The organism is Microcoleus sp. S13_C3 (genome assembly GCF_036700905.1).
Lineage (GTDB): Bacteria > Cyanobacteriota > Cyanobacteriia > Cyanobacteriales > Microcoleaceae > Microcoleus.
This window is the reverse complement of record NZ_JAUBPT010000227.1, coordinates 1-10,020: the sequence shown is the minus strand read 5'-3', so window position 1 is coordinate 10,020 and position 10,020 is coordinate 1. Positions and strand designations below refer to the sequence as shown.

At 38.7% G+C, this 10,020-nt stretch carries 14 protein-coding genes; 4 read left to right on the top strand and 10 right to left on the bottom strand.

Annotated elements, in window-relative coordinates; translation table 11 throughout:
* The first annotated feature begins 386 nt into the window (after nt 1–386).
* Nucleotides 387–1,331 carry a glycosyltransferase gene (locus tag QUA16_RS33980; RefSeq protein ID WP_333108907.1) on the top strand — a complete coding sequence of 315 codons (945 nt, stop codon included), beginning with the start codon at nt 387–389 and terminating at the stop codon, nt 1,329–1,331.
* A 927-nt stretch (nt 1,332–2,258) separates the two neighbouring features.
* Here the strand turns inward: QUA16_RS33980 and QUA16_RS33975 are convergent.
* The 9 genes from QUA16_RS33975 to QUA16_RS33935 all read right to left on the bottom strand — a co-directional run bounded on the left by QUA16_RS33975 (nt 2,259) and on the right by QUA16_RS33935 (nt 8,057).
* Nucleotides 2,259–3,125, bottom strand: a complete 867-nt coding sequence (locus QUA16_RS33975; protein WP_333181694.1) for a hypothetical protein — start codon at nt 3,123–3,125, stop codon at nt 2,259–2,261.
* Nucleotides 3,126–3,131: 6 nt separating this feature from the next.
* Complete coding sequence (locus QUA16_RS33970) at nt 3,132–3,665, bottom strand: hypothetical protein (RefSeq protein WP_333181692.1); 534 nt, start codon at nt 3,663–3,665, stop codon at nt 3,132–3,134.
* A gap of 1 nt (nt 3,666) precedes the next feature.
* Nucleotides 3,667–4,908, bottom strand: a complete 1,242-nt coding sequence (locus tag QUA16_RS33965) for a replication initiation factor domain-containing protein (RefSeq protein WP_333108901.1) — start codon at nt 4,906–4,908, stop codon at nt 3,667–3,669.
* 1 nt (nt 4,909) lies between these two features.
* Entirely contained in the window at nt 4,910–6,097 is a 1,188-nt protein-coding gene (locus QUA16_RS33960; RefSeq protein ID WP_333108898.1) for a hypothetical protein, read from the bottom strand.
* A gap of 66 nt (nt 6,098–6,163) precedes the next feature.
* Entirely contained in the window at nt 6,164–6,553 is a 390-nt protein-coding gene (locus tag QUA16_RS33955; protein ID WP_333108897.1) for a hypothetical protein, read from the bottom strand.
* A gap of 119 nt (nt 6,554–6,672) precedes the next feature.
* On the bottom strand, nt 6,673–6,870 hold the full coding sequence (locus QUA16_RS33950; protein WP_333108895.1) for a hypothetical protein: 198 nt from the start codon (nt 6,868–6,870) through the stop codon (nt 6,673–6,675).
* A complete protein-coding gene (locus QUA16_RS33945) occupies nt 6,867–7,061 on the bottom strand; it encodes a hypothetical protein (RefSeq protein ID WP_333108894.1) in 195 nt (64 codons plus the stop codon). Before QUA16_RS33945 ends, QUA16_RS33950 begins: the two co-directional genes overlap by 4 nt.
* Before the next feature lie 4 nt (nt 7,062–7,065).
* Nucleotides 7,066–7,350 (bottom strand): hypothetical protein, encoded by a 285-nt coding sequence (locus QUA16_RS33940; protein ID WP_333108893.1) that lies wholly within the window; start codon nt 7,348–7,350, stop codon nt 7,066–7,068.
* 122 nt (nt 7,351–7,472) lie between these two features.
* A complete protein-coding gene (locus QUA16_RS33935) occupies nt 7,473–8,057 on the bottom strand; it encodes a hypothetical protein (protein WP_333108891.1) in 585 nt (194 codons plus the stop codon).
* Between the two features lie 310 nt (nt 8,058–8,367).
* Here QUA16_RS33935 and QUA16_RS33930 point away from each other — a divergent pair, with 310 nt between their 5' ends.
* The 3 genes from QUA16_RS33930 to QUA16_RS33920 are packed head-to-tail and all read left to right on the top strand — an operon-like array spanning nt 8,368 to nt 9,767.
* Complete coding sequence (locus tag QUA16_RS33930) at nt 8,368–8,847, top strand: DUF192 domain-containing protein (protein WP_333108890.1); 480 nt, start codon at nt 8,368–8,370, stop codon at nt 8,845–8,847.
* A 12-nt stretch (nt 8,848–8,859) separates the two neighbouring features.
* Nucleotides 8,860–9,126 (top strand): hypothetical protein, encoded by a 267-nt coding sequence (locus QUA16_RS33925; RefSeq protein ID WP_333108889.1) that lies wholly within the window; start codon nt 8,860–8,862, stop codon nt 9,124–9,126.
* Nucleotides 9,123–9,767 (top strand): TraX family protein, encoded by a 645-nt coding sequence (locus tag QUA16_RS33920; RefSeq protein WP_333108888.1) that lies wholly within the window; start codon nt 9,123–9,125, stop codon nt 9,765–9,767. Before QUA16_RS33925 ends, QUA16_RS33920 begins: the two co-directional genes overlap by 4 nt.
* 17 nt (nt 9,768–9,784) lie before the next feature.
* Here QUA16_RS33920 and QUA16_RS33915 read toward each other — a convergent pair.
* Nucleotides 9,785–10,020 (bottom strand): hypothetical protein (locus QUA16_RS33915; protein ID WP_333108887.1); only part of this gene is annotated, 236 nt, incomplete at its 5' end.

Here is a 10,020-nt window from a genome sequence, read left to right as displayed (position 1 = left end):
GGCTCCCCCCCCGGCCCACGTTTTCAAGCGATCGGTTTATCACTTAAGTGGTTTTTTATAGGATACTTCTACAATTCGTTTACAAGCTTCATCAGCAATATAGGTAGGTAGGGTATCCATTTCTAAAAATGCAGACTTCAAAGCCCGCAATAGTTTTCGTTTATACACAGCTCGTTTTTTCATTGAAAAACTCCAAAAATTTAAATCAATCAATCGGAAATTGATAACGTAAATTATTAGTTTCTAACTCAGCTTTTTCTAACAAATCAAGAATACAAGTTAGCTGCTCTAATACAAATGATTTTTTTTCATCATCTACTATGTTCAATATCCATAAACAACTCAACTATTGTAAAATAGAATAATTACATTTTAGCACAAAACCAATGCGTAAGCCTATATTTTCAATAATTATCCCGACCTACAATCGAATCAACGATTTGTTTGTATGTCTGAATTCATTAACAAAATTAGACTATCCAAAATCTAATTTCGAGGTAATTGTGGTTGATGATGGGAACGATCGAGCCGATCGAGCAATTTTTTGCTTCAAAAGTTTAAATATTAACTTAATAAAATCTGGAAATGTCGGACCAGCATCAGCACGAAATAAAGGAGCCAGAGCAGCAAAAGGTATATATCTAGGATTTATAGATGATGATTGCACAGTCGAACCAGAATGGTTGGTAAAAATAGAAGAACATCTTAAATGGTTCCCCAATTATTTAATAGGAGGCTGCACTGTAAACGGGCTTGTAGACAATGTATACAGCGAAGCGAGCCAATTAATTATTAATTGGTTATATGAACATTACAACAAAAACACGCCTCAATTTGTAACATCGAATAATTTTGCTGTATCGAAAGCAAGATTTATGCAAATAGGCGGATTTAATGAAAATTTCCCAATACCAGGGGGAGAAGATAGACACTTTTGTAAAAAATGGCTAAATTATGGCTACAAAATAATTTATGAGCCAGAAGCAATTGTTACCCACTGGCACGAATTAGACATAGAAAAATTTTGCCAGCAGCAATTCAACTACGGACGGGGTGCATTTATTTTTAAAAAAATACTCAAGAACGGAAATAACTTTGAGGCAAAATCTTTCTATTTTAAATTAATGCTCTATCCCCTAAGAGCAGCGCACAATAGAAAAATCTCTATAACAATACTTTTTATTTTTTCACAGGTTGCAATTTTAGCGGGATTTTTGCATCAGAAATGCCACGCATTACAGCCCACCACATCGGAAGCGGCCGACCCTCCCAATCAAACAACGCAAAATACGATTGATAATCCTGATCAATCTCCCCAGAAAACCAAATAGTTGGGACATTACCCCACTCAACAATGAAACTCGCACCCGATCGCACGACATCACGGTGGATGATATAAGCCTGAAAAAGGACAATCGCACGGCGAAGGCGATCGGGGACAGCGGACTCAATCCAAGGAATCACACCGTCAGTGCGACGACCGGAAGCATCATAACTATTTCGGAGACGACGCCGCCAAACGCGATCGTAGATTGAGAACTCAGAAACGCCCCAGGGGATAGAATAATCTATCGAAAATTGCTGAAATTGGGAAAACAAGCGACCATCCTGAAGCCTCAGCCATTGAGAGTCTAGCCATTGAAAATGTAATTGCAACCCGAGCTTAAACTTTAAATGGGGATGTTTCCGTCTCAAAATGACTACCCAGTTCTTAAAAAGTTGAAAATTTAACTCATGCTCTAAGAAAAAAGTCAAAGGTTCATTAAGAATAATAGTTGTGTTAGGAGGAAGTTTTTTAAGAAACACATCAAGCGGGAAAACACGCGCATTCTCAAAACGAGTATTTAAAAATCTTCGATTATCAAAAAACCAATCGTCGATTGTGAAGGTTTTATAATCATACGTTCTAATATCTTGATAATCAATTCTGTGTGCCCAACAATTATGAGTTTTACACCAACGCTCAACACGAGGCATCTTTATACCCCTATCGTCACTTCTCAAAGCCACATCAGGCACGAAAAAATCAAAACGATTCTCAATAGCCTGCCAACGCGGAAGCGGTACAGTATTTTGCAAATTAACGGAGTCAAACATACTGAAACCACTGAGAATTGTTCCCACTTGAACAGAACGAACAAAATGAAACGGTTTGAAATAATTCTCAACAGCAACAATATAAGCAATAGCTATAAAAACTGTTGAAAAATTAACAATTACACCAAGTTTAAATCCATCAACTATTAATTTTTTAAAATTCATTTAATTTTTAAACTCCAACCAGGACGCCAACCACGACACTCAGTATCCACAAATTCAGCAGCCCAATAGCCTTTATCCCATCCCTTAGTAGAATTTAAATCTTTCCATTTAGTAGTATCAACACCTGCTAACTTATTGCCAATAATTGAACTCCAATCAGCAGCACGACTCCTAACAAATTGCTCTTTTAAAAAAGGATTGTACTCAATATCAACAGGCAAATCAGGACTATCTTGACTATAGGCAACGATAAAACAACCCTTGGAATCAGAAGCATTACCACGAGGAGATGCCCATAAAACTTGAAGCCATACTTTTTTGCCAAAAGGACAATCTGGCGGAGACTCGGAACCACAAGCACTTATATCTTCTAATTGCTGACAAAGTGGTAATTCAGGAGGTACAGGAGCATGAAGATTGAATTGAGTTTCAATATCTCGCAAACAACTGGAACACAAATAATGACCCGAAATATCATCAGCACAAATTTTATCACAAGAATCGTAAGGATAACTATTACGAAAATCTATATACCGTATCAACCATGCTTGATAAGCAGAATTGTAAACTTCATATAAATGATTACATTCTGCAATTCTTGAAGCATTTATAGCCTCCAATTGTGCTAATTGTGCCCTATACGCATCACAAATACTTGTATCAGTAGCACCACCACCAAAAGAACCAGTTAAACTAACCAAAGTCAAAATAACAGGTGCCCAAATAGACAATATAGAACCCAACCCAAAACCAACTAAATAAGCAGCAGTTCGAGCACTAAGCAAAGAAGCAGAAGAAACAACCAACGGTGCAGCAGTAGAAATTAACAACCGCAGACCTCCAGCTAATTTTGCAAATCTCAAAAGCATCTATTTCTTCGCCAAACGCCAAGCTTTAACCAATCCAGCTATCAACATAACAGGCAACCCAGTAGTATACAAAACAACAGCAGCGTAACGCATGATTGGGGAATTAACAGAGTCAATCGCAGCAATCATTAACGCAGGAATGCGTATAGAATCAGGAGAAACAGGCATTAAATCTAGCACTTTATTAGATAAAGCTAACCCACCAGACTTGTTTAAAATACAATCATATTGCTCCTTCTCAGCCTCAGTTAAGGGACGCCGCCAAGTATTATCGATCCAAAAATTATCGGGATTCGATGTAGTTTGAGAACCAACAGAACTCACTAACTCCAGGGGCTTGTCCTCAGCGCGAATATCACGAGTATAAAAAGATTGACAAAGCCCTTGTAAATCTGTGTTAGCGGGAACATCTCCCATACCGTAAGCGGCAGAAATCATCTCTTTTGTATTGACTTGAATCATTTCAAAAACACACCAAGTATAAGTTGGTGGTGGCGGTGGAGTAGTGGCAATATACAAAGGAAATAGAAACATATTAATCACTAAATATAAACTTTATGCCTAAACCCATAATTACAAAAGGCTTAAGCGCATTCACAATCATGCCAGGAAGACAAATACGCTCAAATTCCAAACCAGCATTGATTTGAAAGCAACCGTCACCGATATTGTCAAAGTACGCTTGCTCAGCCGGCGTGGGCTGCACGATGTCAATCGGAAACTTCTGGGACATCTGAAATGACAGCGGCACCGGCGCAGGGCAAGTCAAATTACCACCAGCGATCGCACCAGGAGTCCGAGCTAACATCAGAAAAACTCCAAGGGCAGTAACACCCAAAAACTTAGCATTCTCTAAAATAGTACGATGTCGAGGCTTCATCCGAAGTTTACCGGCCGCCAACTGCGATCGCATAAATTTATCGAATTTTTCAGGCCCCATAAACTCTTGAACCATCGCAAACGTAGCGCAGTGCTTCTCTATGAAGGCGATAGAACGCTCAATATCCAGGTGAAGCGTCGGAGCGGGAACAGAAATCGGACCATATTTATAATCTTTAAAAAACTCTATATCTTCACGGTGCCTAGAAAATTTGATTTGACCACAAACCACACCATTTAAAAATTTAGGCAATTCCTCAACAGGACAAGCAACCATCTCCTGCATAATCCATTCAGCTCGAGTACGCTTAAATTCAATCTCAAGGCGATCGTAATCTGTACCATCAATATTTTTATCGTAAATCCTCACAAATCGCTCTGACTCACGAGAGCCTAAATATACTGTAGTGCCAGGGCGATTATTGCCAGTATTAGAAATACGACGGATAGAACGATATCCAACCAACAAATTATCACTTAAAAAAAGCTCCCAATAACGACGCGACAATCGAGGAGTCTGAACAGGAAAATCAAGAGCAATATCAATTCGATTAGCAACAAATTCATCTTCAAACTGACAAAAAGCTAAAAGAGATACAACCTTATCAAAAGTAACACCCCCAAGGGCAGAGCCGTTAAGGTCAACAAAATACTTATAAAGCTCATGACTTCCAGCAGGATAACGAGTACCTATCAAACTACCTTGAAATTCATAAACTTCATGCCAAATTTTATTTAAAGCAAGAACGTTAGTGTCACGAGCATCTTGCAATTGCTGTTGTTTCCTCTCAAAAGGTAATCCCAAAGTATGCTGAATTTGCCGGAGAATACTAGGAGAGTTACTCGACACCTGGAACCGCAACCAATCAATTTTGATATTTCGAGGTAAATATTCCATATTACTTAAACATTTGAACAGGTAGATAAAACGACCCCACACAGCAAATAAGCGCTATCAAAGGGTTTCTGAACAAGAAAATATTAGTTATTAGCAAACTAATAAAGCAAAAAATCAGACCTATGAAAAGTCTCCACATTATTTTATACCCATCTTTACTTTGTTTATCTAATCTATCCCAAATCAAACACTCCTTAGTAATTCTTAAATCCAACTTCTTAAGACCAGGATAGCTAGCAGCAGGTAACATATTCCACAAAGGAAGTAGTATCTTTTGAAAAATATGAGGTCCCGGAAAAGGAATCTCACCCTGTAATTTCCAAGCGACAAAGGGATAATTGTTACTAGCTTCATAAATACGCTTCTTCTTAAATCTATCAGCTTTATAATATTGGTCTAGTTTCTCTTCAATCTCATTAAATGTATGACCTTCATCAAGAAGGTCTTGGGCCGACAACTCAACAGAGCAGGCAGAATCAATTACATAAGGCTGATAGCCAAAATTCTTATCAAGCGATACTTTATCGTCTTGTTTTTCTAGCAAGCCAAAACTATCATAAATTTGAAAAGTTAAATTATCAAAAGCACTGATAATTCCCTTCCAATGCTTAGTCGCTAAAACCCATACCTTAACAGGATTTTTGCGAACTTTGGGGTCCCTAAACCAGACCTCAAATTCACTTGGCATAAATAAGTGACAATCCTTAAAAAGCAAGCGTTCATTACCTAATTCTTCACTCCAGATAGTAGTACCCTCAGCGTACAAAATCTCCGAACAAATCTGATGAAGCGACGAATGTACCTGTGTAGGATATTGTGCAGCATAAACTATATGTTGGCACATTTTACGATTATTAGCTATTGCATTAAATGCCTCCGCTGGCAAAGTCCAGGACTGGGCAGATGGAGCGTATAATCCCATCTCATCAAGCAAAATTACAGCCCGTTGAATTTGTAAAAACTGAGCAAAATTTTTATTACTAGAAACATAGTAAACAATACCTTTGGGAATGTTCGCCCAAAGCCATTTTAAATTATTAATTTTGCAGTAATAAGCAAGAGGTAAAGGATCGAGGTTAAAGTTTGTCACTAAACGAAGCTTATATTTTTCAGCAATCCTAAGACCATGCTGCAACATCAACAAACTCTTACCCCGCCCAGGAAGTCCATAAATAGCAGTAAAAGGCAAAGTAACCTCCTTTAATTGAAAAGGCGATCGCCAAGCACAGCGATCGCCTTGTAGAAGCTGAAAATTCTAAACGCGACTAAGAACCATATTGAGAACTCTCAACGTGGTCATGAAACCGAGGGGAGCCAGCGCCACACCAAAGGCAGCAAGACCAATCCCGTCAATGGCCTTAATCATATCAATAGCATTCGTCACGCCAGATTCAATGCTGGCTTTTGCAGCCGCTGCAGCATCACCAGCACCACCAGAAGCAACTTGAGCGAAACTGCCGCCAGCCCCAAGAATACCAACACCAACCCCAACAGCTCCAGCAGAAACGGCAGACTTGCGAGCAAACTTGATTTCTTGGTCACTCCAAAAAGCTCGATTCAATCCAGCTAATTGGTCAGGAGTTAACGAGTTAAAAGGTTTGTCGTCGTCAAGTTCAACTTTTTGAACACAATCGAGTAAAAGCATTTTTCACTACCTACTAGATAAGATTAAAGTACACAACCAGGGATTAAAAACTAATACCGTCACCCTGATACGGTATCTCGCAGTAGTATCAACTACTAAAATCTTCAAAAAGTTAAACATTATTTACCAATAAAACTAGAAGGAAGAGGGGCAACACAACGATTAACTATTGCTAATTGAGCAGTAGAAATGCAAGCCCAAACAAACAAACATAAAGCAATTTGAGCAATGAAAACAGCACGGGTATCAATCAATTTGTCAGGTAAAGCCATATACCGCTCAGCAGAAGCGTGTAAATCTTGAAAAAACTTTTTCAATCTAAAAACCTCTTACAGACAACAATAAACGCATGAGTAGAAGTAGCAGCCAAAGCACACCGAGCAGCCCAATCCATCGAAAATTGAATCACAGGCTTGATATCTTCCTTGATGAAATTCATTGCCTCAGCAGCGCTACCTGCAATGCTAGGAGATGCAGCAATATAAAAGGAAAGAAGCAGCGAAAACATAATATTAAGACCTCATCCTTATTGCAATTCCAAAAGCAGCAGCAATAGCCATCGTGCCAAAATGGTCAGAAATGAAATCCTGTGTAGAATTTTTCATATCATTCTCAAATTTAGCTGGATCTCCCAAAACTTGCTGCAGACGTTGAACAGCCTCAGCTCCAGTAATGCGATCGACCGCTGCTAGCGAAGGGCTGACAGAATAGCCCAGAATCCAAAAACTGCAACCAAAAACAATAAGAAGTGGGGCCAAACGGCGAGAAAAACAACCATTAAATCGAGAGACATTCATCAACACCTCAATCAATAAATAGCCTAACTATGCGAAGAATCAAAGCAAGGCAAAAGAATTGAGTCAACACAATAAAAAGGTTAGCCCAGATAAATTGAATAATCAAAGATATCAAGTCATCATTACTGGGTGTTGTTGTGATCAGGAGTCTCATCTGATTCATCCTCATCATCTCCATCACGAGAAACTTTAACTTTAGTCCACTGACTTTTAGTGATATTAAAAAGAGAAAAATAGTCTTTAAAAACATCGCTAGGAATAGCGCCGACCGCCTTAATCCACCCATCCCAATAAGGAGTAGGATTATTACCGTTGCCAACAGCAGCGGGTTTCAATGCTAAAACAAAACTGTAATATTCACCCTCGATTAACTTACTAATGTTAAGTGAAGGCGTTACACCAACCTTGCAATTGTAAGGATTAGCAACTTCGGACATAACCATATCAAGCGGAGTCTCTACAGAAGTCGCGCCATTGTATTTCGTCAATGGCATCTGACCTGTCTGCAAGTACGGCAAAAATAGAAATGCTTTATTGTTACCAGAAGCATTAAGCTCCGAGCCTCCCCATCGCGCCCAACACAAAATCACGGGATAGCCAGGAACATTAGTGGTCTTCATCCCCTGACGAGCAGTTGTTTCAGGGTTCGTATTTGCAACGCTGAGAATGCTAGTAATTAAATCACGACCTTCTTTAGTTACAGCCATTATTTAACATTGTCCTTATAACGACGCCACATTTTCTCAGACCAAGATTCAGAAGGAGGAGGCGATGGGGGAGGGGTATAGACAGGTTGAGGCGCAGGAGTCGCAACCGGTGGCGGTGGCGGCATTGTCGTAGTGCTTGCGATCGAAGCCGCTAAAATCAATTCAATCATTCTGTTGCCCAATCAATAAATCTATCTTCTGAGAGATGGATTGGCAACACAACAGTAATCACACTTATCTTTTTGGCAACCCATTGCTTTAAGGAAAGATGTTTACTAAAATCTTAACCAACTACCAACCTAAAATCATTATGAATCATTTAACTAATTTGCTAGGTATTGGCGGAATAGGTATGTTTTTACTGGGATGTTCGCCAAATTTACCAACAAATACTGGGAAAACATCGAATCAAATACTGCCTATTTCTGGTAAAGCTAAAATAGGCAACCACCTAATAAAACTTGAAGTAGCAAAAACACCGGAACAGCAAGCTACAGGCTTAATGTACAGAACTTCTTTACCAGATGACAGAGGAATGCTGTTTGAACTCCAATCAGCGCAGCGGGTGAATTTTTGGATGAAAGACTGCAAGATTTCTCTGGATATGATTTTTATCCGGGATGGGGTAATTGAAGCAGTCAAAGTTTCTGCACCTCCTTGTACTGCAAATCCTTGTCCTACCTACGGACCCAATACTGCTGTCGATCGAGTTATTGAACTCCGAGGCGGGCGAGCTGGTGAACTCGGCGTAAAAGCAGGCGATCGTATTAAAATCGAATTGTTCCAGTAAATATTAAAAAGTATGAGCAAAGTTGACATATTCGTACTAGCGGTATTGTGCCACGAAAGTAAATTATCGCTGTCAAATATTGTAAAGAAAATAGGCGAAATAAATTTAACTAAGCCACCATCTCGAATTGGAATCTATAAAAGGTTAAACGTATTAAGAGAACAAAGCTTAGTAAGTTTTGAATGGAAGCAAGGAGAAAAAATTTATATAATCTCACAAAAAGGCTTAGAAACTATCACGGAATTTATAAATCAACTAAACGGAGCGCAATCAGGATGAGTCAAAATCAAATTAAGTGGTTAGCAGCAATTTTAATGATAGTAGACCACATAGGATTTTTGCTAGAAATAGAACCAATGCGTATCATTGGTCGCTTAAGTTTTCCGCTGTTTGCATGGGTGCTAGCTCAAAACTGGAAGCGCCGAAAACCAGAAAGCAATGCCAAACCTTTAATTACCCGATTGTTAGTATTTGGAATAATTAGCCAAATTCCATACATATTACTATTCAACAGAGTGGAATTCAACATATTAATTAGCTTTGCAGTAGCTGTAATAACATTTACACAAATTCACAAAGCTCCAACAAATAAAAAAATCCTAGTAATGATACTAGGAACGGTAACAGCTCAATTATTGGGAGTAAATTACGGATGGTACGCAGTGGCTTGCCCGGTGCTGATGATTAACTTAAAAGGCACGGGCGATCGGATATGGTGGGGTAGCTGGATTGTAACAAATATGGTATACGCAGCAACATCAAATTATTTTTTCCAAATATCAGCAATCTTGGCACCACTAATATTAGCTTGGCACAAAGCAGCTAAAGACCAAAAACCAACAGCAATAGAAAAAAAATTTTTCTACTACTTTTACCCAATTCACTTGGCAAGTTTAGCAGCACTAAAAACAATTATGTAAACAAAAACCCATCAAATCTATTTTTCTGTAAGCTCTTTCTTTTTAGACAAAGGATTAGCCAAAGCTTCATGAATGGAAGTTAAACGCTCCAACCTATATAGATAGTCGTCTAAAGAATCCTCATCCAAAGAAGATTTAGCATTCTCCAAACCATCTCTACACTGCTGAAGCAAAGAACGTATCTCAAATTGTAAAAAAACATAATCTATAAGCTTCATAAATCTCACACTACATAAACTCAGTCTGGGGATTC

Bases quoted from the DNA above. Each gene is read 5' to 3' on its own strand.
- QUA16_RS33980 (WP_333108907.1), top strand. From the start codon at position 387: ATGCGTAAGCCTATATTTTCAATAATTATCCCGACCTACAATCGAATC.
- QUA16_RS33970 (WP_333181692.1), bottom strand. From the start codon at position 3,665: ATGTTTCTATTTCCTTTGTATATTGCCACTACTCCACCGCCACCACCA.
- QUA16_RS33965 (WP_333108901.1), bottom strand. From the start codon at position 4,908: ATGGAATATTTACCTCGAAATATCAAAATTGATTGGTTGCGGTTCCAG.
- QUA16_RS33955 (WP_333108897.1), bottom strand. From the start codon at position 6,553: ATGCTTTTACTCGATTGTGTTCAAAAAGTTGAACTTGACGACGACAAA.
- QUA16_RS33945 (WP_333108894.1), bottom strand. From the start codon at position 7,061: ATGTTTTCGCTGCTTCTTTCCTTTTATATTGCTGCATCTCCTAGCATT.
- QUA16_RS33940 (WP_333108893.1), bottom strand. From the start codon at position 7,350: ATGAATGTCTCTCGATTTAATGGTTGTTTTTCTCGCCGTTTGGCCCCA.
- QUA16_RS33935 (WP_333108891.1), bottom strand. From the start codon at position 8,057: ATGGCTGTAACTAAAGAAGGTCGTGATTTAATTACTAGCATTCTCAGC.
- QUA16_RS33930 (WP_333108890.1), top strand. From the start codon at position 8,368: ATGAATCATTTAACTAATTTGCTAGGTATTGGCGGAATAGGTATGTTT.
- QUA16_RS33925 (WP_333108889.1), top strand. From the start codon at position 8,860: ATGAGCAAAGTTGACATATTCGTACTAGCGGTATTGTGCCACGAAAGT.
- QUA16_RS33920 (WP_333108888.1), top strand. From the start codon at position 9,123: ATGAGTCAAAATCAAATTAAGTGGTTAGCAGCAATTTTAATGATAGTA.